Origin of the sequence: Candidatus Vicinibacter affinis, assembly GCA_016714365.1 — a bacterium.
Taxonomy (GTDB): Bacteria; Bacteroidota; Bacteroidia; order Chitinophagales; family Saprospiraceae; genus Vicinibacter; species Vicinibacter affinis.
Genome location: JADJNH010000005.1, coordinates 457,940 through 484,012 on the forward strand (window position 1 = coordinate 457,940; position 26,073 = coordinate 484,012).

Here is a 26,073-nt window from a genome sequence, read left to right on the forward strand (position 1 = left end):
AATTTTTTCAGACATAGCGGTTAATTTAACTATGAGGCAGTAGCGAAAAACGCATAATTAATCCGAAATAAACTTTGCTATTCTTAAAATATAAGACAATACTAAAATTCGTTTTCCGTATGACCTTTTTTGAAATAAATATTGTCAATGAAGGAATTTAAAATATCAGATAACTAAAGATTACCACATTTAACTATTCAAGAGTGGTAGCAAAGTATGCTATTTAAATGTGTGAAAATTTTATTTTTTAGACATGTCTACAACTCCGGATTAATTACATGTAGCCAGTAAAAAAAAATTTATTTTAATTTTAGCTGTTCCTTTTTTGCCTCAACATATTCTGGATTTAATTTTATAGCTTCATCTAAATCCAATTTTGCTTTAGTCTTTTCATTCATCGCCAAAAAACATTTGGCTCTTTGATAATAAGTTGTTGGTTCACTCGGGTTGAGATTTATAGAATGTGTTAAGTATGTTATTGCCTTATCGATAGAGTCTAGACTCTGGTAGTATAAGCCCAAATTGTAATAGCTAAGTTCAAAGTCGGGAAAGGATTTAATATTAGATAGATATTGTTGAATAGCTTCTCCTTTTCTATTGAGTGTTTGTAGAGTAAAAGCTTTATTGTGCAAGGTTTCAACATCATTACTGTCTAGGCGAATTGCATTGTCATAATATCGAATGGATAATGGATTTTTAAGAATGGACATTACGTCTCCTAGTTGAATCCAAGCTTCGCGCAACTCTGGATCAATATCTGTTGCTTTTTGATAACTGTTTATAGCTCTGCCAGTGTCTCCTGATTCATAAAATATATGTCCTGCGAGATAGTATCCGTATGCATTTTGTGGATCCATTAAAAATATCTTGTCTAGAGTAGCCAAACCATTCATATACTGCTTTAGAATAAGTTGAAGTCTGGTTTTTTTTAATAGCGTTTCCAAATTTTCCGGAAAAAGTAGGATGGCAGTGTCCATAACCGACAATGCATTCTTTGAATCCAAGGCAAGAATGTAAGCATCAGAAAGGAAGTAATAGTATTCAGGATTCTTTGGATTTAATTCGATTGCTTTTTTTGCGTCAAGAATTGCTGAGTCAGCATGTTGTGATTCCAGGTACAAGTTGGCCCTCTTAATAAAAAGGCTATCAGAATTTGGATTCTGATTTATTTGTTGACTGATCCATTGAATCGAGACTTGATCATTGTTATCACCAAGTGGCTGACTTTCCTTATTTTTTTCTCTACAGCCAACTATTTCTATTATAGACGCAATGGTTAAGGTGCTTATCAGAATCTGAAATGTTATTTTTCGCATTTTTTCGAACGGTAGTTTATAGTTTTATAGGAATAATTTTTTTCTTCAACCTACTTTTTTCAGCTGCAAATCCCATGATGTGGCTTTCAATAGAATCCTCAATAGTGGAAGTTAAAAGTGATTCATTTTGTGCTGAAACAGCTGCTACCCAATCATTCATTAATCTGTAATCACCGCCACCATGTCCATGATGTTTATAAACTCCATCTTCTATCAGGGAGTTATCCCAGTCTATAGCCTTTCCAGTCCTGAAATTGGTATAGGTAAATTTGGACATATCACCCACAATGTCACCCATGCTTCCCATAACCCTGGTTCTACGTCCTCCATAGGACGTGAAAGCTTCCATGCTAAAATTTGCTGTAATATCATTGTCGAATAAAATTGAGCAAATTATATGATCAGGTTGGTCATTCTCCATTCTGTAGACACACCTTCCATAATTTGTCGTTTTTAAATATTCCAAAATGGCATTTCCCTGTTCTTCTTTTTTTATGGGTAGGTCAAATACATATGTCCATGATCTTTTATCATAATAGATTTTCTTAGCCGAATATGGGCAAGAAGATTCCACTTTACATCCATCCATGCATCTATTGGTACTACCTTCCGGAGCATTTGTTTTAGTGAACCATTTTAAGTTTCCAAAGGCTGCTATATGTTTTGATTTTTTGCCTATAAGCCATCTCATGATGTCTAAATCATGACAGGACTTTGCCAGAATAATGGGAGTGGTTTCTTTTGAATTATGCCAGTTACCTCTTACAAATGAGTGCGACATATGGATGTGTTCTATCGGTTCAAAATGCTGAATACTGATCAGTTCTCCGATAGCACCACTGTGAATAAGTTCTTTAAGTTTTATAAAGTAAGGCGCATATCTCAATACATGACATATAGCAACGATCCTTTTGGTCATTTTTACCTTATTAAGAATTGCACGACATTCTTTTTCTGACTGAGCCATGGGTTTTTCTAACAAAACATCATAACCCATTTCAAGAGCCTTCATACATGGTTCAAAGTGCAAATGGTCAGGTGTGGTAATGATAATAGCATCAGCAAATTTTGGTTTTTGGAAGACATGTTCCCAGGTAACAAATCTATTTTCTTCTTTAATTTTGTGCTTGGTCGCATATCGCTCATTTCTAATAGGAATTGGTTCTGCTACCCCAATAATTTGAATCTGATCTGGAAAATCAATGGCATAATTTCCATATGTATTCCCTCTTGCTCCGGCACCTAAGGTGATGGCAGTAATTTTTCTTTCGACTGGTTTGACCGGATACTTGTCAATAGCATCAAACCATGCGTCAACAGTATTTTTCAAATCATTAAAAGGAAATGTAATTGAACCTGCGCTGAGTCCAAAAAGCTTTAATAATACTCTCCTACTGTATTGATTTGACATACTTCTTTAGTTTTAGTAAAAGTAAAAATTATAAATACAAGAATGCATATTAAATTTTATTTTTTTGGGCTCAATCCTGATTCAACATTTTACAAAAATACATTAAAAGAAAAGCGGCATTTGGATTTATCCAAATGCCGCTTTTCTCAAGTTTACTTTTTATGATACTTTTTATGGCTTTTTAATTTTATTTGCAAAGTCGCCACCTTTAAATAAGCTGATTTTGTCGAGGTTAATGTGTTTTTTCATTGCCTGATTCAATTCCTCCACCGTTAAAGTAGAAAGTTTTTTATCTAACTCTTCATCAAATGTAAAATTGCGATTTAAAAAGTTATATCTGTTCAAGGAGTTTGCCAAACTGTTGTCCTGAGATCTATTGACCTTTCTTGATTGCAGTATTCCGGATTTAGCATCTTCAAGTTCTTTGGCAGTAAAACCTTCATTAAGCATCTTGCCAATTTCCTCTTTAAATGCTTTTTCTAATTTATCCCTGTTTTCAGGAGCATAAATCGCATAAACCGTAAAATTACCAGATTTGTCTAATGCATCCGCAGAAAACATGGAACCAACACCATAGGAAATACCTTCCTTCTGGCGTATCCTTGTTGCCAATCGACTATTCAGAAAGCCGCCTCCCAGGATGTAATTACCCATGACCATTGCCGCGTATTCCGGGTCACTATCTTTAATTTGAAGATTGCATCCGGCTAAGAAGATTGCATTTGCTTTATCTGGAGTCTCAATATTAAGTTCCGTTTTGGGAACTTCTATGTATTTGTCTTCGATTCTGGCAAATGGTTTTTTACTGTTCCATTTACCAAAATCTTTATTAACCTGAGTTTTGATGGTTGACTCATCAAAATCTCCTACCACAGCCATTGTTGAGTTATTCGCACCGTAAAAATCGGTATGAAATTTTTTCAACTCCTCCAGTTTAAGAGCCTTGATGGCTTCAATTTCTTCTTCCGGTGTCATCACATATCGTATGTCTCCTTTAGGATATGGATTAAGATGTCTGCTTAGTGCATTACTGGCCAAAGCTTGTGGATCTGATTTTTGTTCCTCCGTTCCAGCCAATTGTTCGTTTCTCAGTTCTTCAAATTCCTTCTCACTAAAAGCCGGATTTTTTAGCATATCAGCAACGATTTTCATAACAGATGGCAAGTTATCCTTGGTGGTTTGAACAGAGACATTTACTATTCCCCCTGACCCAAAAACATTAACTCTGGCTTTCAATCTGTCAAATTCATCTTTTAGCTGTTGACGATTCAAGGATTTAGTTCCACGGTCAAGCATGGATGCTGTGAATTGGCTGACTAAAGCCATATTTTTTAAACTCTTTTCATCACCCATTCGCAGAGTCAATGTAGCATTTACCATATTGCCTTTTGTAGTTTTCGGAAGGAATGCCCATTTAATTGATTTGCTTTCCTGACCCCGGTGGGTTCTACTTTCAATATTCATTGGGGAAGGATCAAACTCTTCACCTTGAGCTTTAGGAGGGTCTCCTTTATACCCATTCAGCAGAGCAGCAATGTCCGGAGCCTGAGGAATTTCTGCACGATTTGGTTTATCTTCAGGAATAAAGAGACCTACAGTACGGTTAGATGGTTTTAAATAGGTTGCAGCCACCCTTTGAACATCCTCAACTGTAACTTTTCTAATGTTATCTCTGTAAAGGAATGCGAGACGCCAATCTCCCATACCAATATATTCACTGATTGAGGTTCCTAATCTTTCAGTATTTAGAGACAAGAATTCCAAATCTTTCAATTGTTTGTTTTTAGCCCTTTCGACCTCTTCTTTCGAAATTGGGTTACTTCCTAGTTGATCCAAGGTATTCAAAAGAATATTTTTTGCTTCTTCTAAATTGCTTTCTTTTCTCACCTGTGAATTAAAGTATACAAATCCAGGTTCGTTCAAAGTAGCGCACCACCCATAAATCTGTGAGGCCTTTTTAGTTTCAACCAATGCCTTATAAAGCCTTCCGGATGGTTCGATGGTAAGTATGTCAGTAAGAATGTCCATGGCAGCAGCGTCAGGGTGCGAACCAGGAGGGATGTGGTACATACAAGATGCAACCTGAACATCTCCTACTCTCTTAAGTGTTACCAATCGTTCCCCGTCCTGGACTGGTTCTTCAGTATAGGTAGGGATTAATTCTCTTTGCGGTCTAGGAATTTTACCAAAATATTCAGTGACCAATTCAACGACTTTCTTTTCGTCTACTTTCCCCGCAACCATTAATACAGAATTGTCGGGTTGATAGTATTTTTTGTAAAAGCCCTGAAGTCTTTCGATTGGGACTTTTTCAATATCTGATCTTGAACCAATAGTAGTATTTCCATAATTATGCCATAGGAAGGCTGTGGACATGACACGTTCCATCAGTACTCCACCGGGATCATTTTCACCAGATTCAAACTCGTTTCTCACAACAGACATTTCTTTATCCAAATCCTTTTTGGCAATATAGGAATTAACCATTCGGTCGGCTTCCAGGTCAAGTGCCCATTTTAGATTTTCCTCAGTTGCAGAAAATGTTTCAAAATAATTAGTTCTGTCGTACCAGGTCGTCCCATTTGGTCTGGCTCCATGACTGGAAAGCTCATTGGGAATGTCCGGGTGATTGGGAGTACCTTTGAAAACTAAATGCTCCAGTAAGTGAGCCATCCCTGTTTCCCCGTATGCTTCATGCCTGGAGCCTACTTTATAGGTAATGTTGACAGTTATGGTTTGCTTCGAATTATCTGGAAAAACCAAAAATCGAAAGCCGTTGGGTAGGGAATATTCTGTAATTCCTTCTACTGTTGTCAATTTTGTTGCACTGGGCAAACTGGTAGTTAAACCAGAGCTATTGGAAACAGCATTTGACAAGTTCGGTTTTGATTCTGTAGGAGCCGGTTTGTTGGTGGCTGCTTCCACAACCTTTTTATTCTTTATGCTCATTCCCTTTGACTGGGAGAAGCAGTTGAAAGAAAATAGCAATAATCCAATTAAAATAACCTGTTTTCGCATATAAAATATTAAATTTAAAATTTACACTAAGATCTAAACGACAAAACTACGAATATGTTCGTAGTTGATTTAAATATTTTTTTCAAGGATTTTGTTCTCAAGGCTTATTCCAAAAAGTCCGTAATCATAATATGCAGGATCCTCGGGTCTGAGACGACTGCAAAAATCTGAGATTTCTATAACAGACTTCCAATCCAATTGCTTTCTGGTGAGCATACCCAGCCTTCGTGCAGTACGCTCAACATGAACGTCCAAAGGAATCATTAATTGTGATGGTTTGATATTATTCCAAAGTCCAAAATCTACTCCATTTTGGTCTTTCCTGACCATCCATCTCAGATACATCAACAAACGTTTACATCTTGATCCTGAAGAGGGTCTTGAGACATGCTTCCGGGTTCTGCCAGGTACTAAATCCATAGAGAAAAAGTTATGATAAAACTGTTCAAGAAGTACCTCCAATTTTAGATCCTGATGGTGAAAAGTGGGAAGGAAAGCAGATTCGAGACTTTTGTTCTTACCGTACCAATTTTGTAGAAATTCTAAAAAGTAAAAGCTATCAGCAGCATTGAAAGTACGATGAATAAATGTGCTAAACTTCTTTCTGTCAGAATCCAGATGGTTTAGGACAAAGTCATGTGGGGCGTCTTCCATTAATCGGCACAAATCCGTTCCTTTTGATATAATTGTTTTACGATTTCCCCATGAAAGCATGGCTACCCAAAATCCAATTATTTCAATATCTTCAGGTTTTGTGAATCGGTGTGGAATTTGAATTGGATCTAGGTTAATGAAACTCAGGTTATTATAATGTGCCGAATAGCGCTCAAGTATCTCTTTAATTAGAATTTCATCCAAAAGTTAGTAAATTTAATTTTCCGGCCAAAAATACAAGGTTATGAACCAAATACGTTAACAACATCTAAACATTGCCTATGAAATTTCTGAGTTTAGAAGGTCTAATACCCGCATTCCTGATTGCATTCAAGCGGTTTCCAATCAGCCTCCTAATGGCTTATACAGCTGCCATGCTTTACTTATGGCTATCAAGAGAAGAGGAGCATTTTCAATCTTGGAGTCCCATTTTGTTTGGTCTTCATGTTGGCTTTCCCTTGCTTGTTTCGGCACAATTGATTCATGAATCCATATTTAGACAGAAAATACAAAGATGGATAATTTATTTTTTGGCTGTAATAATAGTCGTCTTTCTGTCCTTGTATATTAAGGATATAGATTCTCCGGAATATAGGTATGCTTGCTTTTTAAGTTTCATAACATCTATCCTGATGGTTTCATTCAATGGATTTTTCCTGGAAAGGAAGAACTCCACCTATTGGATATTTAATCAGGAAGTCTTTATCAGCCTTTTTTTGACCGTTTTATACACCATACTTTTAATTGCAGGACTTGAAGGTGCTGTTGCAGCCATAAGGGCATTATTTGAATTTAAATGGTATGAACAGATTTATTCCGATATTCCTATCCTGGTAATTGGATTTTTCAGTACCACCTATTGGGCCGCTAATGTTCCCGAAAAATTAATTCAAGAAAAGGAAGAGTTCGATTATTATAAACAGAATTTAATAGTTGTAAAATTTATCCTTATTCCTTTGACAATTTTGTATTTTTTGATTTTATATAGTTATGGATTGAAAATATTAATTCAATGGCAATTACCTGAGGGATGGGTTGGTAGTTTATGCCTTGGATTCTCAATGGTCGGTGTATTTACCTATCTATTAAACTACTTATTACCGGAATACAACTCTTCAAAAATATTGTGGTGGTTTAGGAAATATTTTTTTATTTCCTTGATACCGGTATTACTCCTTTTGGCAGTGGCTATTATTAAAAGGATTTCCGATTATGGATTGACTGAAGAAAGAATTCTGGTTGCCTCTGCAGCTATCTGGTTATTCATCATTAGTGTACATTTTATTTTTCAACAAGGATTATTGAAGCTAATCCCCATCAGTCTGTCAATTATTTGTTTGCTTTTGGCTTTTGGTCCATTTAATGTTTACCAATTGTCATGGAAAAGTCAGACAAATCAATTGGATAAGTTTATTGAGCAAAATGGACTGTTTCAAGACGGGGCATGGACAAGGGGGGTAGAACTTGATGCTGAAAAAATGGAAAGATTTAAAAACATTTTAAATTATTTATCATCCAGAAGTAAGTTGAATCCCTACATTGAAAAATTGAACAATGAACAGGAAATAAAAATGATCAATCAGTCTGATAAATATCTCCAAACAGATCTTATGATTAAAACATTAAATTATAAGACTATTGGAAATGAGCTATCCAATGAGAGCATAAGTTACAGTATGGATGGATATTCATCGGTTTCTTTTGAGAAATTAAGTGGAAATCTGGTTGCTGAAATGTCGGCATATGCTGACCAATTGAAATCAGAACAAAGGGAAAAATATAATTTAATTATATCGGAAGATAGAAAGGATGGAATCGTGACCGTTGAAAATTTTGAGCCTTTACATTTAAACATTGTAGATAGCCTCCAGTCTAAATATGCCAACCTTTGGCAAATTCCAGGGCACAAGAATGGAGATGAGCTTAAGTTGTATTATTTTACCTATAATTTAAATGGATCGAAATTTACGGTTCTTTTGCGTCAGTTCTCCATTGTGGAATCGGAGGATGGCTATAAAATAGAAAGCTTGCGATTGAATTTATTGAAGTAAAACCAGTATTATTTTAATTAATGTAACTTTGTAAGGTCATGGGAAAAATATATTCTAGGATTAGATTTAGGTGGGTAATTTTTAGTATTACATTTTTTTTTGTTGTAGGTGTTTTGTTTGTAGCCACTAAAACCCCTTATAATTTTTCTTTTGATCCTTTACCTCAAAGGATATACGCAATTAAGTTGGGAGACCATATAAGCTTCTCTGGAGAGACTGTTCCAGTTGATTATTTTGATGTGGCAGAAAGATTAGACAGGGAACTTTTATTAAATACTTACCAGCATTCTTCAACCATTCTTAATCTTAAATTGTGCAAGAGGTTTTTTCCAACTATCGAGAGCATATTTAGAGAGGAGGGAGTACCTGATGACCTAAAATATTTGGCTATTGCTGAAAGCTCACTTAGAAATGCAGTTTCTTCCTCCGGTGCTAAGGGATTTTGGCAATTCAGGGAATTGGCTGCAGGTGAATTTGGCCTTGAGATAAATGAGTATATTGATGAGCGAAATCATTTTGAGAAATCTACCAGGGCTGCTGCCAAATATCTTAAAAAACTAAAAGATAGATTTGGCAGCTGGACTTTGGCTGCAGCTGCTTACAATATGGGACCTACAGCTCTTCAAAATGCGCTGAATGAACAAAAGGAGAACAACTATTATGATTTAAATTTAAGCGAAGAAACGAACAGGTATGTTTTTAGAATTCTGGCCATCAAGGAGATTATGAAGGATCCCGAGCGTTTTGGTTATTTTCTAACCAATGTAGATTTGTATGAACCTTTAAATAAATATGAAATTGTAGAGGTCGACACTACCCTAAGCAGTTTAGCTGATTTTGCTCATCAGTATGATATTACATATCGGCAATTGAAGATATATAATCCCTGGCTTTTGAAATCAACCTTGCCTATAAAATCAGGCAAGAGCTATAAAATCTGGATCCCAAAATAAAATTGACATAAAATAGTGGGTTAATTTTTTAATTTTGGGCATATTACCTTGTCACTGAATTATGAAAAACCTTATTAACTCACTCTGGGCGCAGTACCTCAAAATTCATAAAGGAGAGATTGAAGAGTTTATCAGGCATCCTCATGAAGTTCAATGGAAGCAGTTAAAGAAAATTCTTAAAAGGGCAGAATCCACTGAATGGGGACAACGGTATTCGTTTAAAGATGTGGATGAGGCAAAGGACTGGAAGTCTACACTTCCGATTTTTGAATATGATGACATAAAAGCCGATATCCATCGGATGATGAAAGGTGAAAGGGATATACTCTGGCCTGGAAGAGTTAAGTATTTTGCAAAGTCATCAGGAACAACTTCAGATAAGAGTAAATACATCCCAGTCACCAATGAAAATCATAAAGAATGCCACACTAAGGGAGGTTGGCGGTTGGTTTCACGATTGTATGATAATTTAGTAAATCCCAGGATTGTAGTTGGGAAAAGTATTTTGCTTGCAGGTAGTTTGAGAGATGATATCCCCGAATTTCCAGGGAGTATTGTTGGAGATGTTTCTGCGGTTATTTTTAGTAGATTGAATCCGATCGCTCTTAATTTTATAACTCCTGGTCTTGAAATCAATTTATTGGAAAACTTTGAAGAAAAGCTTGATAAAATTGCCAGTATATGTAGTAAAGAAGACATTACAATGGTTGCAGGAACGCCTACCTGGTCTATGGTATTGTTTAAGAAAATCCTTGAATTAACAGGGAAAGATAATATGCATGACGTTTGGCCAAACATGCAGGTTTTTGTTCATGGCGCAGTGAGTTTTGTTCCTTACCGTAAACCCTTTGAACAATTTTTTCCTTCCCCGGACATGCGATATATGGAGACATATAATGCGAGTGAAGGATATTTTGCTGTGCAATATGATTTTGACCACGATGACATGCTTCTGCTCTTGGATAATGGTGTTTTTTACGAATTTATCCCAATGAGTGAATGGGAGGAGGAGAACCCAAAAACCCATTTGTTGTCGGAGGTAGAAATAGGTAAGAACTACGCAATGGTGATCACGACCAACTCAGGCTTATACAGATATAAAATAGGGGATACCATCTGCTTTACATCCACAGAACCTTATAAAATTAAGATCACTGGTAGGATAAAGCAATTTATCAACGTGTTTGGTGAGGAAGTAATGGTATCTAACACTGATCAGGCTTTAGCGGATACCTGTGCCACTTTTAAGGCAATGGTAAAGGAATATACCGTTGCGCCTATATTTCTCCAAAATGAAAGTAAAGGAGGACATGAGTGGGTCATTGAATTTGAGAAATCACCTTCAGATCCAATTGCTTTTGCCAAAGCCCTCGATCAAAATCTACAAAGGGTTAATTCTGATTATGAAGCCAAAAGGTATAAGAACCTGGCTCTAGATAACCTTAAACTTAACGTTGCCCCTGAAGGTACTTTTATGGAATGGATGAAATTCCGAAACAAAATTGGGGCACAACAAAAAGTCCCTAGACTGTCAAATACGCGTCAGTATATTGATGAAATTCTAAACATGATGAATTCAAAATCATAACTTGAATTTATCCTTCCACTTTTATTTTGAAGTCCTAATTTTTTAAGGGTTTTCAACCCTTTTATGCTGGAGATTACCTTTGCCAGAAGGATATTTGGGCAAATGCAATAATTTTTTTATAAATTTTAATATTTAATAATACATACAATATCAATTAATAATATATATAAAAATATATAATATAAATATTTTTTGAAAAATAGTTTAGCAAATATTACATATTAATAAAAATATATATATAAATTTGTTTTTATATAAAAAACTCTGTTATGCAAGGTTGGAAGAAAATTATGACTCTTAGAGACAGCTACAAAGCTGAAATTAAGAAAATTCAACTGATTAAAAACGGCATTGAGGCTATGTTAATGGCTAAGAGTAAAGGAGCCATCCAGGTCTCGCTTGGTGGAGTAGATCTGTATGTGAAAGAAGGCCAGTATGAAATAGCCACAATCCTCTTGTTTGAAAACGAGGAAGATTAGTTACCGGCTGACTTACTTTAAAAACTAAGCTGGAAGTTTTTATTGTACACCCATACCAACAGGGTGATAAAAAGGAAAAGAAAAATGAGGAAGAATACAAAACACCTTCCTTTACTTCCTTTATTGAGTTCATGTAATTCCATGGATCTTATTTAAGCTGCAAAATAAAATCAAAAACCTTAGTTGGGCAAAAAAAATGCAATATTCCTGAATTTTTACCTAAAAAAACTTTTTTCACTGGGTGGTTTCATTTTTTGAGCGACTGAAAGTGATTTCAAAAGCTACCTTGGATTTCATTGAGCTATATTTGGGCCAAGTAATCAATCAAGATGGAGTTACAAAAGGTTATTCTGCACCAAAACAAAACATTTTCTATAAAAAGACAGCATCCCTGGATTTTTTCTGGCGCAATTCTTAAAAAAGATCATAAGATTTCTGATGGTGACATGGTCGATGTCTTTGATGAACAAGGACAATTTCTAGGTTTCGGACATTTTCATTTGGGTAGTATTGCTGTGAAAATGCTTTCGTTTGGGTCTAAACATTTTACAGATAAGTTTTGGAAAGTGAGATTGTTAGAGGCTTTTCAGTCAAGACAAAAACTTATTTCTGCTGGCTTGATACCATCAAATGCTTATAGGCTGGTGCATGGTGAATCTGATGGATTACCAGGGTTAATCATTGACGTATATAAAGATGTTGCGGTTATTCAATGTCACACCATAGGCATGCACAGACATATAGACCAGATTGTTGAAGCAATTAAATCAGTTGACCAATTGGTTATAAACTCAGTATTTGATAAAAGTTGTGACAGTCTTCCCACTGAATACGCCCGACTGGTGGGCAATAAGTTTATTTTGGGGAATGAAGGTCTGCCACAAATAACCGAGAATGAATTACTTTATGAAATTAACATAGTCCAGGGTCAAAAAACAGGTTTTTTCCTAGACCAAAGAGACAATCGGTTATTGGTTAAAGTGCTGTCTCAATCAAGAACAATCCTAAATGCCTTTTGTTACACCGGAGGATTTAGTTTAAGCGCATTGCGAGGTGGTGCCACAAGAGTTGTTTCAATTGACAGTTCTGCAAAAGCTATGGAGTTACTGGAGCACAACCTTCAATTAAACAACTTACAAGATGGTCGACATCAAAGTCAAACTGAGGATGTAATCAGTTATTTTAAGCAAATCAAAGAGCATGAATTTGACCTTATAATTCTTGATCCTCCTGCCTTTGCCAAAACATTAGCGAAACGCCATACAGCCATACAAGCCTACAAAAGGCTTAATTTGGGGGCAATACTCAAAATCAAATGTCCCGGTTATTTGTTTACTTTTTCATGTTCACAAGTGGTCACCGAAGAATTGTTTTATAGTGCTGTAGTAGCTGCGGGCATTGAATCCGGGAAAAGGATAAAAATCATTAAAAGGCTCAGTCAAGCTCCGGACCATCCGGTGAGCCTTTTCCACCCTGAAGGATCTTATCTTAAAGGTTTATTGCTTGAAATCACAGACTGAAGAAAATGGAAAATTTAAACCTTCCTCCATTACCCCCTGACATTCCATCAGACCCCTCTGATGAAGAAAGGTACATTGAATTGATTTTGGAAAGAGTGGAAGAATTATTAGAAAAAGATCCAGGTCTTTTATTTAGTCATATGTACCGCCTTGACATTGAAGAGCATGTCATAAACACGATTCTTAAATTTAGTCCGCCAGATCAAATTTCCAACTTGTTGGCACAGGAGATCTGGCGTCGTCAAAAGCAAAGGATGTACCATAAAAAGCATACTTCCGTAAAACCAATTCAAGATAAGGGATGGGAGTTTTGAATTTCAGGCACTTAAACAGTCTGTTTAAATGCGATTTTAAAACTTAATAGGCCAAAACTCAATTTTTTTTGTGGTTTTCAGGACTTAGTCATATCTTTGCAGCCCTTTAATAAAAATTATTAAGTCAAATGAAACATTTTGAAGTAAGCTTTATCGTAGATCCAGTGCTGTCGGGCGATGAAGTTAAATCGACAGCCCAAACCTACCAGGATATGCTGGTCACCGAAGGTGCAAGCATTGTTCACGTAGATGAAATGGGACTCAGGCCATTAGCCTATCCTATCAACAAGCGGTCCACAGGGGTGTATTTTTGCATCGAGTTTTCCGCAGAAAGTGGTTCCTTCATAGCCAAAGTTGAACTGGCTTTGAAACGAGACGAGCGCATTATGCGCTTCCTTACAGTTAGCCTTGACAAGTATGGCGTCAAGTACAATGAAGACAAGAGAAACGGAAAGATTGGTAAAAAAGTCAGAAAGGAAAAGCCGGTAAAAGAACCTACCGGAAGACCTTATCAGGCGCCAAGGGCAGCAGCCCCAGTTGAGGCAGTTGCCTCTCCTGAAATCGAAAATCCTGAAGTTTAATTTGTTCACCATTTAATTTAAAGTACATGGCTACGCAAGATGAAATAAAATTCCTCAGCAATCCCAACATCGGGAAAAAGCAAAAAAAATATTGCCGATTTAAAAAATTCGGCCTGAAGCACATTGATTACAAGGATGCAGATTTTCTCATTCAGTTTGTTAATGAGCAAGGTAAACTTCTTCCGAGAAGACTTACCGGGAACTCTCTTAAATATCAAAGAAGAGTTGCTTCAGCGGTGAAAAGAGCCAGACATTTGGCTATTCTTCCGTATTTATCAGACCTTCTTAAATAATTCAACCAAAAGATTAAGTCTATGCAAATTATATTATTAAATGATGTAGATAAAGTTGGCGACAAGCATCAAGTTGTCAGCGTCAAACCGGGTTTTGGTAGAAACTTCCTCATCCCGCAGGGATTGGCTATTGTTGCATCTGAAGGCAACATGAGAAGGCTAAATGAACTAAAACGCCAGGACGAAATCAGGGAAAATAAAAAACTGAACGTTTACAAAGATTTGGCTGCACAACTTGAAGGAGTTACACTTAAGATTGGAGCCAAAACAGGAACCAGTGGAAAGATTTTCGGATCTGTTACAAATGTTCAGATTGCACAGGCACTGAAAGATCAGTGCAACTTAGATGTAGAACGAAAAAAGATTCATATTCTGGAGGAGGTTAAAGAATTGGGTACTTACCATGCCCAAATTGATTTTCATAAGCAGGTTGTATCTAAAGTAGCTTTTGAAGTTATTTCTGAATAATTAGATTATTATAAATCATAAGCAAAGCCGTTGATGATGAAAATCATGAACGGCTTTTTTATTTAATTTTACCAACTAATTTTTTTACCGGAGGTTAATTCAAAACAAATTTAAATTGTCATTTCATGAATTATAAAGATTTGCGTAAAGAATATATACTGCATCAATTGGATCCCGATTTAATGGTTGATTCTCCTTTTGACCAATTTAGAAACTGGTTTGATGAAGCAATCAGTGCTCATGCCAATGAAGCGAATGCAATGGTGCTTTCGACGGTAAGCAAAGAAGGAAGACCATCCTCCAGATATTTGCTGTTGAAGGAAATTTCAGAGAGAGGTTTTGTTTTCTTTACCAATTATAAGAGTAGAAAAGCGCTGGAGATGGATTCAAATCCAAATGTATGTTTGGTTTTTTACTGGCGAGAATTAGAACGACAAGTAAGGATCGAAGGAAGAGTTGAAAAGATTTCTATTGATGAATCTGAGGAATACTTTAATTCAAGACCCCTGGGTTCTAGAATTTCAGCAATTGCCTCACCGCAGAGTCAGTCAATATCGAATAGAAAAGTATTGGAAGAAAAAATAAAATTTCTCAATGAACATCCAGAATTAGTAGTCATGCCCGAGCACTGGGGAGGTTATCTGGTGGTTCCTGAATGCATTGAGTTTTGGCAAGGAAGGGAGTCGCGTATGCACGATCGCATTTGCTACAAGCGGAATTTTGAGGGACATTGGAATAAGGAAATTCTGGCACCCTGATATTTTCGGAAAGGATAATTTCATAATTTGAGAATGAAGAAGTTTACGAATTTATTATTTACACCTTTAAATCAAATTTGCTCATTCGACTTAAGTTATTTTCTAATCTACTTTGGTTATTGATTTATTTTTCTGAATCGTAATATATGCTTAAAGAGAATTTAATAAATGAGTTATCACATCACACCTATGTAAGATTGTTGCCTTCCTCTATACATGGAATCGGTGTCTTCGCAATACGAAACATACCAAAAGGATGTCAGAAGATGTTCTCTAAAGTTCCGGGAGAATGGGTGGAATTAAGTAAAAAAGAAGTTGCTGAGTTGCGTCCGGAATCAAAAGATTTAGTTGAAACGTATTGTCTTTTTGATCGCGATCGATATTATGTCCCTGCCAATGGATTTAAGGAGATGGATCTATCTTTATTTCTGAATCACGATGACAAACCAAACGTTCGCTCTGTGAATGGTGGCGCTTTTTTTGAAGCAATTAGAGACATTGAAAAAGGAGAAGAAATCACAATTGATTACGGGGAACTATGTGAATATGATGAGGAAGCAAATTAAATTGGTCAATTATTCAAATACAATTTCGACTTCTTCAGTCAGAGCCCTTGATTGACAAGTTAAAATATAACCAGCTTCAATTTCATTTGCTTCCAAAGCCATTGAAACATCCATCTTAACTTTTCCGGATACCAATTTTGCAATACAGGTTGCACAAGCTCCACTGGAACAAGAAAACGGAGGGTTGTAATTTTTTCTAAGTAATGCGTCAATGATTTTTTCACCAGGATTCACTTCGATTTCAATAGTTTTTCCATCTAAAGTTGCTTTCAGTTGGGAAAAAACAAAAGAGGTATTTACTTCACCAGAAAAGTTGATTTCTTTTTCAAGATTGAAAAACTCCCGATGGATATGATTACGATCAATTCCAAGCTGAGTTAGAATCTTTTCTGTATTCTGAATAAATGATCCCGGACCACAAAGAAAATAATTTGCCGGAATTTTATTAGCAGGATGATTTTCAAGAAATTTTTCTATGTGTTTAAAATCTATTCTCCCCTTGAGACCGGTCCATTTTTTGACAGACTTTTTAAAAACGGAAAACAAAGAGTTTCCATCTGGTTTAGACAAAACGTGTTCAACAAACAATTGTCCGTGATAATTATTTGTCAATCGGTCCAATTGGTCTTTGAAAATAATGTCTTCTTCGTGTCTGTTACCATATAGCAAATGGACTTCAGACTTTGGCTCTTGCTCAAGGATACTTTGAATCAATGAATATATAGGTGTGATCCCACTCCCTGCAGCAAAAAAGTAAAAAATTCTTCGGGCTGAAAAATCCGTTTTGACAGTGAACTTACCATGAGGTCCGGCCATCATAACCGTGTCCCCAATATTGTAATCATCACATAATGCAGAAGATACCTTGCCCTTTTTGACTTTTTTAATAGTAATGGAAAAGCTTTTCTGGCCTGGTTGAGAGGAATAGGAATAGCATCTCAATAAATCACCGTTATTGTGATTAAATTTAACGGTTACATACTGACCAGCCTCAAAGTTAAGCAACGGATGATCGGATTCGGGCCTGAACTCAAAACTTACTGCATCTTTGGACTCCTGTGTTTTACCTATAATCTCAAGGGGATAAAAATTCATTTTTTAGTAGCTTTACACTATAAAGAACGCAAATACTATTGTTTGGTTTATGGAAGGAGTGCCATTAAAAAGATTGTCAATTATAATACCAGTTTACAATGAAGAGAAGACAATTCATCTTATACTTGATAAGGTATTAGCGGTAAGCCTCATTGGCCAAATGGAAAAGGAAATTGTGCTGGTGAATGATTATTCCAATGATAATTCAGAAACCGTTTTATTAAATTACATAAATCACCATCCGGAACAAAAGTTCATTTATCATAAACATGAAAAAAATCAGGGAAAGGGAGCAGCGTTGCACAATGGTATCAAGCTTTCAACGGGTGATTATCTGGTTATTCAAGATGCAGATTTAGAGTATGACCCTAATGAATACAATGATTTGCTTAGACCGGTTCTAGATGATTTTGCTGATGTAGTTTACGGATCAAGATTTATGGGGGGGCGACCACATCGTATCTTATTTTTCTGGCATTCAATTGGCAATAAAATTCTGACTTTTATTTCTAATATGTTTACCAATCTTAATTTGACAGATATGGAAACTTGTTATAAATTATTTCGGACGGACATTATTAAATCCCTGGATTTAAAGGAAAAGAGGTTTGGATTTGAACCGGAAGTAACCGCTAAGATAGCGCGGGTGGAAAATATTAGAATTTATGAAATTGGTATTTCCTATTATGGAAGAACCTATTCGGAAGGTAAAAAAATCAATTGGAAGGATGGTTTCAGAGCTATTTATTGTATTCTGAAGTATAATCTTTTCAGATAGTTATTCAGGATAGGCTAAAGGCGGGCAACTCAATCGTCCAAAATAATAAAGCAAACCAATACCCAACGTTGCAAACATATCCTTGTCTTTGCTGTCACCTCGCTGAAATCCTTTTTGGCCAATTTTCTGCTGGTCCGAGCCGGTAATAGAGGGATCTGAGAGAAAAGCAGCAGCAGCTCCTTTTGCATTGAGCAAGGAATTAATATCAGGGTATACCGTACTGACATCATCCAGGTAATCCGTAACTGCAAATCGTGCATCAAGATCTACATTGACACTCCAACGGTAATTCAAATCAAACTTAACCCCAAAACCCAGCAACCAAGCCAAGCTAATAGTTCCATATTCCTGACCTGCCAATTGACCCTCTGTTCCAATACTTCTCAGCTGGTAGACTTCACCATTATATTTTCTTTTTGGATCGTGATAAAATATACTCATACCCATCACCATGTGTGGGGTAACAGTATAATCTTGTTTACCATGGATGTATGGAAAAAAATTAAAAGAAACGGAAGGGGCCAGCTCGATGATATCAGAATAAAAACCCAGATTTCTACGAACATCAAATGAATTGGAAGATTTTGCATCATTACCTCGAATTCTGCTGTAATTCAACATGATCTGAGGACTGACCCTGTTGTTTAAATTAAACCTGAAGATGCCACCTGCAGCTAACCCTGGTTCGTTAAGCCGATATAAATTGTTGAGATCTCCAAAATAGTGGGCCGCTCCGACCCAAGCCCCAATCTCAGCACCTCTTTGGGCATTAAGAAAGTTAGAGATAATAAGAAAAGTAAAAATTGCTTTAAAAGTAGAATTCATGAAATCGTTTGTGGAGATATATTTTAACGCAAAAAGGAATCAAAAATTGTAAAAGCTGCAAAAGTATCAAAAATGCGGATTATTTATTCCACTTCAAAAATCCTTCTCAAGTCCGGGAGCCCAATTTAAATAATTTGAATTTTCTGTAATCGTTTCAAACATTTCACTTCATTAAAATTGAATTTGACAGACGTTGATTGACTAAATCAAATTAACAAAATGGATGATTGATTTTAAAAATGCTGCCAACCTTGCGCTTTAAGTGTATGAATATTTCCGCCAGTAGTTTTAATCTTTATGCCCTCTTCAATGGGTTTGATTTCTCCAATGTAATAGAACCCAGGCAGATACCGAATTTTTTCAAAGTCAGCTGGATCTACGGTCATCAATAATTCATAATCTTCTCCACCGTTCAATGCACAGGTTACCGGATCCAAATTGAATTCAAGAGCCATCAACTGGGCTTCTTCATGAATGGGTATATTTGCTTCTTCCAATAATGCACCCACTTTAGATTGATTACAAATATGAAATAAATCAGAAGATAAACCATCGGAAATATCAATCATGGCGGTAGGAATTACACCAGCTTTTTCCATGAGAAGCACAATATCTTTTCTCGCTTCAGGTTTTAGAAATCGTTCAACAATTAATTTATGGTCTTCCAGTTTTGGTTTTATGTTTGGATCTGAAAGGAAAAGCTGTCTTTCTCTTTCCAATAATTGAAGACCGAGATAAGCTCCACCTAAATTTCCTGTAGTAAAAATATAATCCCCGGATTTGGCTCCGGACCTATAAACTACCTTTTCTTTAGCTTGGCGACCAAAAACAGAAATAGATATAATGAGACCTTTTTGAGAACTACTCGTATCGCCGCCAATTAAATCAATTTTGTATAGATCACAAGCCAATTTAATTCCACTGTATAATTCCTCCAAAGCCTCTACTGAAAAACGGTTGGACATGGCAACAGAAACAGTAATCTGTTGTGGGATGCCATTCATCGCACAGATATCCGAAAGATTAACTATCACAGATTTATATCCCAAATGTTTTAATGGGAAATACATCAAATCAAAATGGATTCCTTCAATGAGTAAATCTGTACTCAACAGACCATTTTCTGCCCCAAGGTCAAGTACTGCAGCATCGTCGCCCACACCCTTTAAAGTGGTGTCATGAAAGATACTAAACTGATCGGTAAGATGTTCTATCAATTTGAATTCTCCAAATGTGTTGATTTCTGTTCTGGACATTGCTTTATGAATTAAAATTTAATATTTGGCCAGATATCGTGATCAGGTAATGGCGCTTCAAAACTGAGTTCTTTGTTTAAAGTAGGGTGATGAAAGCTTAGTTTCCATGAATGAAGACCTATGCTGCGGTCCTTATTATTTCTACGGGCTCCATATTTCACATCACCTTTGATAAAAAGTCCATGATGAGCCAATTGGCATCTGATTTGATGAAATCTTCCTGTTTCCGTTGTGATTTCAATTAATAGATATTTGTCCAGCTCAAGGAGGCATTTATAGTTCAAAACAGCCAATTTGGCACCAGGAATGTCTGCACTTTCAACAATCCTGGCTTTATTGTTTTGGGTATCATGAATCATATAATTTTTAAAATGTCCTGCATTTGAAATGTCCTTTTTTTGGATCAGAGCAAGATAAGTTTTATGAAAAAGCCCATTTTCCATTTGCGCATTAATAGAAGTCTGGTCCTGTGGAGTTTTGGCTAAAAGCACCAGTCCAGAAACAGGTCTGTCAATGCGGTTACACAAAAAGAGATCTCTGTTGGAATAGGCCTGCAACATTCGCAAGAAACTTGCATCACCAGTCTTGTCTTCCTGCACAGGTATTCCTGCAGGTTTTAATGCTAAAATAAAGTGATGGTCTTTGTATAGAATATAGGTGGATATCTGATTCAAAATGATCCTATTTTATTTCTTCATATTCAGCAAAATCTGAAGCATTTCCAGGAGTAGTGCTTTTGTTCCTAATGGTTGGTTTTTTCTTTTGAAAAAAAAGAATATAAACAGCATAAGCTGCAAGCCCGTAAATAATTAATTTAAACATAATTGAACTTCAATGTTGGGCAAAGTTAAGCATTCAGGCAATTCAAAGGCCAGAACAACGTTTTATTGACATTCCTATCGAATTTTAGTTATTTGGTGGGATGTTTTCTTTTTTATACTTTTACATGTTTTTAACATAAATATATTTATTTAAAATTTATAAGCTATTGATAATCTGATGAATTCAAAGATTAATAAGGTCAATCTTACCGGATGGTTGGTATTTTTAATAACCCTCACAGTATATTTCTTTTCTGTAGAACGCACAGGTAGCCTTTGGGACTGCGGAGAGTTTGTTCTTGGAGCCTATAAATTGCAAGTTGTTCACCCACCCGGCGCACCCCTTTTTCTAATAATAGGCAGGATGTTTACCTGGGTAGCGGATGTATTATCGGATGATCCATCAAAAATTGCATTTGCAGTCAACCTGATGTCTGGAATTTGTTCTGCTTTGGCTGCAACATTTATATGTTGGGTTACCATCATATTTGGTAAAATTTCTTTATACGGAAGAGGTAGAGATGAGGAAGCTTCTCAAGATCTTGGAGTAATGGGTGCGGGTCTTGTAGCAGGACTTGCAACCGCTTTTGCCACATCGGTTTGGTTTTCAGCTGTAGAAGGTGAAGTTTATTCAATGTCTACGATGTTTACTACGATGACTCTTTGGGCTGCTGTAAAATGGTATTACCTTTCAAATGAGCCTAAAAATGATCGTTGGTTGATCTTTTCTCTATACAGTGCAGGACTTTCAATTGGAGTACACTTGCTTAGTTTATTGGCTTTTCCGACCATTGCGATTTTGTATTATTACAAGAAATGGGAAAAGAAAAGTTTCCTTGGCTTCTGTGTAGCCGGATCAGTGGGAGTTATAAGTATTATACTATTTCAAGCTCTAATTGTTTCAGGGATTCCTCAGCTATGGAGTATGTTTGAAATGTTGTGTGTAAATTCATTTGGTCTACCATTTCACTCTGGTTTAATTCCAACAGTTGCCTTGCTTGCCTATATTTTTTATTATGGATTGAAGAAGAGCAAAGAGAAAGGAAATGATTTGGTTTATAAATTATTTTTAACAGGTTTATTAATTACTATTTCTTATACCCCTGTTGGAGTGGTCTTGTTGCGCGCGATGGCTAATCCGCCGATCAATATGAATGCACCTAATGATGTAGTTAGGTTATTACCCTATATCAACAGAGAACAATATGGTGACAGATCTTTATTGAAAGGACCGCACTTTGATGCAAAACCAATTGATACAAAATCTACAGACCGATACGGACGCGTTGGAAGCAAATATGTAGTAGTGGATAGAAAATTTGATTATGTATATTCCAAGAGGGATCAAATTTTCTTACCTCGGATTGGTCATAATGATCAGGGAAGAGTGCAATTGCACAGGATGTGGATGGATTACCTGGTTGACAATAAAACTGGTACACCAACCATGCTTTATAATTTAAAATTCTTATGGGCTTATCAGTTTGGGTGGATGTATTGGAGATATTTTTATTGGAATTTTGTAGGAAAGGAAAACGGAGAGCAGGGATTTTTTCCGTGGGATAAGAAGGATGGACATTGGCTATCCGGAATTTCTGCAATAGACAGCCAACGATTATACAATCAATCACAGCTACCAAGGGTAATTCGCGAAGATCAGTCCCGTAACACTTATTTTTTCTTGCCCCTAATTTTTGGTCTCCTGGGTGTGGTATTTCATGCTCGTAGAGATCGTAATGATTTTTTAGCCCTGTTGGTATTGTGGTTGATAACAGGATTGGGGTTGTGTTTTTTTAATAATTCTCCGCCGAACGAGCCTAGGGAAAGAGATTACGTGTTGGTTGGTTCGATATTTACATTCTGTATCTGGATCGGATTAGGGGTGTTGTTTCTTGTTGATTTATTCAGGCGGCAAATAAAAATGTCTAATACTTTATCCGGTGTAATTGCAACCTGTGTTGTGCTATCTGCACCGGTTATAATGGGTATGCAGAATTTTGATGATCATTCAAGAAACGGAATTACCGCAGCCAGAGATTATGCAATTAATATTCTTGAATCTTGTCAGCCAAATTCCATCATTTTTACCTATGGCGACAACGATACTTATCCGGTTTGGTATGCGCAGGAAGTTGAAGGCATCAGAAGAGATGTACGAGTTATTAATTTAAGTTTGATTGCGGTAGATTGGTATATAGAATCTCAAAGAAGAAAAGTAAATGACTCTCCTCCAATAAAAATGTCCATTCCTTCAGAAAAGTATCGAGGATTTTTAAGAAATCAGATTTTCTATTTTAATCCTGCAGGAGAGGGAGCTCCAGATGTAGAAATGTCATCCGGCCAGTTTTTAAAATTCATCGGAGAAGATCATCCAATTTCAGCAGGCTCAGGACGTGAATTTGAAACTTTTATGCCAACCAAAAAAGTTGCCATTGAATATGATCCTGCCAAAGCATTATCCAGTGGGATGATTCAACCTGGAGATACAAGTATTGTGAATCGCATTCCACTTTCATTGAATGCAAATTACATTACCAAGGATGACCTTGCTGTATTGGACATCATTCATTCAAACATCAATGACAGGCCCATCTATTTCTCTGTGACTTGTCAAATTGAAAAATTAATGGGTTTGGAAGACTACACCAGTATGGAAGGTCTTGCACTTAGGATAGTTCCTGTTAGAACACCCAGTGACCGTAGCATGTTTATTTATGGTTCCGGTAAAATGGATGTAGATAAGACATATGGCGCACTCATGAATAAATTTAAATGGGGTAATTTTGATAAGCAAAAATTATTTGTAGATCATTCCTACGCACCAAGTGTACAGGGATTGCGAATGATGATGATGCGTCTTGCCTCTTTATATGAAGCAAGAGGAGATAAGGAAAAAGCAGCCGCTGTTGCTTTGAGATATTTTGAAAGTTTTCCAAATATGAATTTTCAGTATGATTTAAGAGTCATGCCTTTTATTCAAAGTTTGGTAAGCGCCGGAAAATTGGATGATGCAAAGAAACACTTAAGAATTTTGGCTACAGAGACAGCTGACATGATGAATTTTTACAATTCACTTTCTGCGGAAGAACTAAAATCGAGCTTCCAGCAGGAGAAAGCTTATGCAAATTCTTCGGTCAGAGAAATAATTTTGCGAAGCAGTGAATTCCAAGATCCGGAATTTGAAAAAGAAATGAAAGAATTGCTTTCCAAATATGACTTAGCACCGGTTAATAATTGATGTAAAATGTCCAGAGTAATTGCAATTGGATCTGATCATGCTGGTTTTGATTTAAAGAACTTACTGATAAAAAATCTTGAGTCCAAAGGATATAAGGTAATGGATCAAGGTTGTTTTGATATGGAATCTGTTGATTATCCTGATTTTGGTCATTTGGTAAGCGCAGCAATATTGAATCATGTTGCAGAATTGGGAATCGTTATTTGTGGTAGCGGAAACGGAATAGCCATGTCTGCCAATCGTCATCCTGGAATTAGATGTGCCTTATGCTGGACACCTGAAATTGCCAGTCTGGCAAGGTCTCACAACGATGCAAACATTTTGAGTTTGCCGGCAAGGTTTATTGATGAACAAGTAGCTCTATCTATTGTAGAAACTTTTCTTTTGAAGGATTTTGAAGGAGGAAGACATCAAAGGAGAGTAGATAAAATTGAGATTGCATGAAATCCATTTTATTAAACCTCTGTTTAATATTAGTAATTTTTCCGGGTTTTGCACAAAAGAAATTTATAAGTTCTGTTCATTTTCCGGATACCACAAAAAAAATTATCAGAGATGAAATTTCGGTTTTATCTGAAGTAATCAAGGCTTCAGAATTGAAACCAATTTTAGAATTTCTTGCCTCAGATTCTTGTGAGGGTAGAGAACTTGGCACCAGAGGCAACGACAGGGCAGCAGAATACCTGGCTTCTAAATTCAATGATTATGGAATCCAAAAGATAGGGAATAAGGGAGATTATTTTCAACAAGTAGGTTTTAAATGGATTTCCTGGAAAAACATTAATGTAGAAATTAATGGATTCCCGTATAAAAATATTTGGGATTTTGTCAGTTTGCCAACTGACAATGAAGATTTAAATTTTAATCTGAATGAAATAGTTTTCCTTGGCTATGGTATTGAATCTTCTCAATACAACGATTACAAAAATGTCAATGTAAAAGATAAAGTGATACTTATTTATAATGGCGAGCCATTTTCAAAAAAAGGATTGAGTTATGTGAATGGAAAAACCACAGCATCTATTTGGTCAGAGAGTTTGGAACTGAAATTGATGGCTGCTAAAAAAAATGGCGTCAAATGTGTATTCATTATAGAAGACAAATTCAAGGAATTAGTGGATGCAAAGAGAGCACTTATGCTATCTCCTACTGTATTATTGGATAAAGATGAAACTGCAAAAAATCAATTGTGTAATTCAATTCATCTGTCATCATCAATGGCTGTAAAGTTGTTGGGGAAATCACTAAAAAAGGCAATTTCTACCAGAGATAAAATTCAATCAAAAGGCAAACCACGACATTTTAACATAAAGCAAATTGTAAAGATCGAACAGGAAAGGGAGATTGGATCGGTGACTGGTCGTAACATTATGGGGTATATAGAGGGCACAGATAAGAAAAATGAAATTTTGATTCTTACAGCTCATTACGATCATATTGGGATGAGAGGTAAGGATGTTTTTAATGGCGCAGATGACAATGCCTCCGGGTCTTCCACACTGACCCAGATTGCACGGGCATTTCAAGTCGCAAAAAACAGTGGAAAAGGCCCCAGAAGATCTGTCTTGTGTCTACTGCTTACTGGGGAGGAGAAAGGTCTGTTGGGCAGTATGTATTATGTTGGCAATCCAAGATTTCCACTACAGCAAACAATTGCTGATATCAATATGGATATGGTGGGTAGGATAGATGAAAAGTATAAACCTAATGGAAAGTATATTTATGTAATAGGTTCTGATAGATTAAGCAGTGAGTTACATCTAGTAAATGAAAAAGTTAATAATGATTACAGTCATCTGATAATGGATTACACTTATAATGGTGAGAATGATCCCAACAAATATTATTATCGGTCGGATCATTATAATTTTGCTGAAAAGGGAATACCTGCCATTTTTTTCTTTAATGGCACGCATGAGGATTATCACCGGATAGGAGACGATGCCTGGAAAATTGATTATAATAAGATGGAACTCATTGGAAGACACATCTTTATTCTAGCCTGGGAATTAGCAAACCGGGATCACAAAATTTCACGGGACAACAATTAAACCCGGACTTGCTTATTTTGCTTGTTTTATAAATTTATC

Annotated in this window: 24 protein-coding genes; 15 read left to right on the plus strand and 9 right to left on the minus strand. The window is 36.2% G+C overall.

Annotated elements, in window-relative coordinates; translation table 11 throughout:
• Positions 1–299: 299 nt before the first annotated feature.
• The 4 genes from IPJ53_02140 to IPJ53_02155 form a co-directional block, all read right to left on the minus strand.
• The gene (locus IPJ53_02140) at positions 300–1,316 is read right to left on the minus strand and encodes a tetratricopeptide repeat protein (GenBank protein ID MBK7797889.1); all 1,017 of its coding nucleotides are present in this window, start codon (positions 1,314–1,316) and stop codon (positions 300–302) included.
• Positions 1,317–1,332: 16 nt separating this feature from the next.
• Positions 1,333–2,727 carry a Gfo/Idh/MocA family oxidoreductase gene (locus tag IPJ53_02145; GenBank protein ID MBK7797890.1) on the minus strand — a complete coding sequence of 465 codons (1,395 nt, stop codon included), beginning with the start codon at positions 2,725–2,727 and terminating at the stop codon, positions 1,333–1,335.
• 171 nt (positions 2,728–2,898) lie between these two features.
• Positions 2,899–5,676, minus strand: a complete 2,778-nt coding sequence (locus IPJ53_02150) for an insulinase family protein (protein ID MBK7797891.1) — start codon at positions 5,674–5,676, stop codon at positions 2,899–2,901.
• Between the two features lie 138 nt (positions 5,677–5,814).
• Positions 5,815–6,594, minus strand: a complete 780-nt coding sequence (locus IPJ53_02155) for a TIGR02757 family protein (protein MBK7797892.1) — start codon at positions 6,592–6,594, stop codon at positions 5,815–5,817.
• 86 nt (positions 6,595–6,680) lie between these two features.
• Between IPJ53_02155 and IPJ53_02160 the strand changes: the two genes are divergently transcribed.
• From IPJ53_02160 to IPJ53_02210, 11 genes are all read left to right on the plus strand, one after another.
• A complete protein-coding gene (locus IPJ53_02160; protein MBK7797893.1) occupies positions 6,681–8,450 on the plus strand; it encodes a DUF4153 domain-containing protein in 1,770 nt (589 codons plus the stop codon).
• A gap of 38 nt (positions 8,451–8,488) precedes the next feature.
• Entirely contained in the window at positions 8,489–9,403 is a 915-nt protein-coding gene (locus IPJ53_02165) for a lytic transglycosylase domain-containing protein (GenBank protein MBK7797894.1), read from the plus strand.
• Between the two features lie 61 nt (positions 9,404–9,464).
• Positions 9,465–10,991 (plus strand): GH3 auxin-responsive promoter family protein, encoded by a 1,527-nt coding sequence (locus IPJ53_02170; protein ID MBK7797895.1) that lies wholly within the window; start codon positions 9,465–9,467, stop codon positions 10,989–10,991.
• 269 nt (positions 10,992–11,260) lie between these two features.
• Positions 11,261–11,470: a hypothetical protein gene (locus tag IPJ53_02175; protein MBK7797896.1), complete on the plus strand. Its 210-nt coding sequence runs from the start codon at positions 11,261–11,263 to the stop codon at positions 11,468–11,470.
• Between the two features lie 329 nt (positions 11,471–11,799).
• Positions 11,800–12,990, plus strand: a complete 1,191-nt coding sequence (locus IPJ53_02180) for a class I SAM-dependent rRNA methyltransferase (protein ID MBK7797897.1) — start codon at positions 11,800–11,802, stop codon at positions 12,988–12,990.
• Between the two features lie 5 nt (positions 12,991–12,995).
• On the plus strand, positions 12,996–13,304 hold the full coding sequence (locus IPJ53_02185) for a hypothetical protein (protein ID MBK7797898.1): 309 nt from the start codon (positions 12,996–12,998) through the stop codon (positions 13,302–13,304).
• A 128-nt stretch (positions 13,305–13,432) separates the two neighbouring features.
• A complete protein-coding gene (gene rpsF, locus IPJ53_02190) occupies positions 13,433–13,885 on the plus strand; it encodes a 30S ribosomal protein S6 (protein MBK7797899.1) in 453 nt (150 codons plus the stop codon).
• Between the two features lie 26 nt (positions 13,886–13,911).
• Positions 13,912–14,178: a 30S ribosomal protein S18 gene (locus IPJ53_02195; protein MBK7797900.1), complete on the plus strand. Its 267-nt coding sequence runs from the start codon at positions 13,912–13,914 to the stop codon at positions 14,176–14,178.
• A gap of 21 nt (positions 14,179–14,199) precedes the next feature.
• Positions 14,200–14,646, plus strand: a complete 447-nt coding sequence (locus IPJ53_02200) for a 50S ribosomal protein L9 (protein ID MBK7797901.1) — start codon at positions 14,200–14,202, stop codon at positions 14,644–14,646.
• Between the two features lie 125 nt (positions 14,647–14,771).
• Positions 14,772–15,404: a pyridoxamine 5'-phosphate oxidase gene (gene pdxH, locus IPJ53_02205; protein ID MBK7797902.1), complete on the plus strand. Its 633-nt coding sequence runs from the start codon at positions 14,772–14,774 to the stop codon at positions 15,402–15,404.
• Between the two features lie 146 nt (positions 15,405–15,550).
• The gene (locus IPJ53_02210) at positions 15,551–15,970 is read left to right on the plus strand and encodes an SET domain-containing protein (protein MBK7797903.1); all 420 of its coding nucleotides are present in this window, start codon (positions 15,551–15,553) and stop codon (positions 15,968–15,970) included.
• A gap of 9 nt (positions 15,971–15,979) precedes the next feature.
• Here IPJ53_02210 and IPJ53_02215 read toward each other — a convergent pair whose 3' ends face one another.
• Positions 15,980–17,065 carry a 2Fe-2S iron-sulfur cluster binding domain-containing protein gene (locus tag IPJ53_02215; GenBank protein ID MBK7797904.1) on the minus strand — a complete coding sequence of 362 codons (1,086 nt, stop codon included), beginning with the start codon at positions 17,063–17,065 and terminating at the stop codon, positions 15,980–15,982.
• Positions 17,066–17,114: 49 nt separating this feature from the next.
• On the opposite strand from IPJ53_02215, the gene IPJ53_02220 reads away from it, so the two are divergent.
• Positions 17,115–17,843: a glycosyltransferase family 2 protein gene (locus IPJ53_02220; GenBank protein MBK7797905.1), complete on the plus strand. Its 729-nt coding sequence runs from the start codon at positions 17,115–17,117 to the stop codon at positions 17,841–17,843.
• Here IPJ53_02220 and IPJ53_02225 read toward each other — a convergent pair whose 3' ends face one another.
• From IPJ53_02225 to IPJ53_02240, 4 genes are all read right to left on the minus strand, one after another.
• Positions 17,844–18,668: a hypothetical protein gene (locus tag IPJ53_02225; protein ID MBK7797906.1), complete on the minus strand. Its 825-nt coding sequence runs from the start codon at positions 18,666–18,668 to the stop codon at positions 17,844–17,846.
• A gap of 233 nt (positions 18,669–18,901) precedes the next feature.
• Positions 18,902–19,924 (minus strand): thiamine-phosphate kinase, encoded by a 1,023-nt coding sequence (thiL, locus tag IPJ53_02230; protein ID MBK7797907.1) that lies wholly within the window; start codon positions 19,922–19,924, stop codon positions 18,902–18,904.
• Between the two features lie 11 nt (positions 19,925–19,935).
• On the minus strand, positions 19,936–20,598 hold the full coding sequence (locus IPJ53_02235) for an RluA family pseudouridine synthase (GenBank protein MBK7797908.1): 663 nt from the start codon (positions 20,596–20,598) through the stop codon (positions 19,936–19,938).
• Positions 20,599–20,605: 7 nt separating this feature from the next.
• Positions 20,606–20,746: a hypothetical protein gene (locus IPJ53_02240; GenBank protein ID MBK7797909.1), complete on the minus strand. Its 141-nt coding sequence runs from the start codon at positions 20,744–20,746 to the stop codon at positions 20,606–20,608.
• A 177-nt stretch (positions 20,747–20,923) separates the two neighbouring features.
• Between IPJ53_02240 and IPJ53_02245 the strand changes: the two genes are divergently transcribed.
• From IPJ53_02245 to IPJ53_02255, 3 genes are read left to right on the plus strand one after another with little or no spacing between them, the layout of a single operon-like run.
• A complete protein-coding gene (locus IPJ53_02245) occupies positions 20,924–23,983 on the plus strand; it encodes a DUF2723 domain-containing protein (protein ID MBK7797910.1) in 3,060 nt (1,019 codons plus the stop codon).
• A gap of 6 nt (positions 23,984–23,989) precedes the next feature.
• Positions 23,990–24,427 (plus strand): ribose 5-phosphate isomerase B, encoded by a 438-nt coding sequence (gene rpiB, locus IPJ53_02250; GenBank protein MBK7797911.1) that lies wholly within the window; start codon positions 23,990–23,992, stop codon positions 24,425–24,427.
• Positions 24,424–26,034, plus strand: a complete 1,611-nt coding sequence (locus IPJ53_02255; GenBank protein MBK7797912.1) for a M28 family peptidase — start codon at positions 24,424–24,426, stop codon at positions 26,032–26,034. Before rpiB ends, IPJ53_02255 begins: the two co-directional genes overlap by 4 nt.
• The last annotated feature ends 39 nt before the right edge of the window (positions 26,035–26,073 follow it).

What these genes read in the sequence shown, in the direction of transcription:
- IPJ53_02140 (MBK7797889.1), bottom strand. Translation starts at nt 1,316, where the DNA reads ATGCGAAAAATAACATTTCAGATTCTGATAAGCACCTTAACCATTGCG.
- IPJ53_02145 (MBK7797890.1), bottom strand. Translation starts at nt 2,727, where the DNA reads ATGTCAAATCAATACAGTAGGAGAGTATTATTAAAGCTTTTTGGACTC.
- IPJ53_02150 (MBK7797891.1), bottom strand. Translation starts at nt 5,676, where the DNA reads ATGAGCATAAAGAATAAAAAGGTTGTGGAAGCAGCCACCAACAAACCG.
- IPJ53_02160 (MBK7797893.1), top strand. Translation starts at nt 6,681, where the DNA reads ATGAAATTTCTGAGTTTAGAAGGTCTAATACCCGCATTCCTGATTGCA.
- IPJ53_02165 (MBK7797894.1), top strand. Translation starts at nt 8,489, where the DNA reads ATGGGAAAAATATATTCTAGGATTAGATTTAGGTGGGTAATTTTTAGT.
- IPJ53_02170 (MBK7797895.1), top strand. Translation starts at nt 9,465, where the DNA reads ATGAAAAACCTTATTAACTCACTCTGGGCGCAGTACCTCAAAATTCAT.
- IPJ53_02175 (MBK7797896.1), top strand. Translation starts at nt 11,261, where the DNA reads ATGCAAGGTTGGAAGAAAATTATGACTCTTAGAGACAGCTACAAAGCT.
- IPJ53_02180 (MBK7797897.1), top strand. Translation starts at nt 11,800, where the DNA reads ATGGAGTTACAAAAGGTTATTCTGCACCAAAACAAAACATTTTCTATA.
- IPJ53_02185 (MBK7797898.1), top strand. Translation starts at nt 12,996, where the DNA reads ATGGAAAATTTAAACCTTCCTCCATTACCCCCTGACATTCCATCAGAC.
- rpsF (MBK7797899.1), top strand. Translation starts at nt 13,433, where the DNA reads ATGAAACATTTTGAAGTAAGCTTTATCGTAGATCCAGTGCTGTCGGGC.
- IPJ53_02195 (MBK7797900.1), top strand. Translation starts at nt 13,912, where the DNA reads ATGGCTACGCAAGATGAAATAAAATTCCTCAGCAATCCCAACATCGGG.
- IPJ53_02200 (MBK7797901.1), top strand. Translation starts at nt 14,200, where the DNA reads ATGCAAATTATATTATTAAATGATGTAGATAAAGTTGGCGACAAGCAT.
- pdxH (MBK7797902.1), top strand. Translation starts at nt 14,772, where the DNA reads ATGAATTATAAAGATTTGCGTAAAGAATATATACTGCATCAATTGGAT.
- IPJ53_02210 (MBK7797903.1), top strand. Translation starts at nt 15,551, where the DNA reads ATGCTTAAAGAGAATTTAATAAATGAGTTATCACATCACACCTATGTA.
- IPJ53_02215 (MBK7797904.1), bottom strand. Translation starts at nt 17,065, where the DNA reads ATGAATTTTTATCCCCTTGAGATTATAGGTAAAACACAGGAGTCCAAA.
- IPJ53_02220 (MBK7797905.1), top strand. Translation starts at nt 17,115, where the DNA reads ATGGAAGGAGTGCCATTAAAAAGATTGTCAATTATAATACCAGTTTAC.
- IPJ53_02225 (MBK7797906.1), bottom strand. Translation starts at nt 18,668, where the DNA reads ATGAATTCTACTTTTAAAGCAATTTTTACTTTTCTTATTATCTCTAAC.
- thiL (MBK7797907.1), bottom strand. Translation starts at nt 19,924, where the DNA reads ATGTCCAGAACAGAAATCAACACATTTGGAGAATTCAAATTGATAGAA.
- IPJ53_02240 (MBK7797909.1), bottom strand. Translation starts at nt 20,746, where the DNA reads ATGTTTAAATTAATTATTTACGGGCTTGCAGCTTATGCTGTTTATATT.
- IPJ53_02245 (MBK7797910.1), top strand. Translation starts at nt 20,924, where the DNA reads ATGAATTCAAAGATTAATAAGGTCAATCTTACCGGATGGTTGGTATTT.
- rpiB (MBK7797911.1), top strand. Translation starts at nt 23,990, where the DNA reads ATGTCCAGAGTAATTGCAATTGGATCTGATCATGCTGGTTTTGATTTA.
- IPJ53_02255 (MBK7797912.1), top strand. Translation starts at nt 24,424, where the DNA reads ATGAAATCCATTTTATTAAACCTCTGTTTAATATTAGTAATTTTTCCG.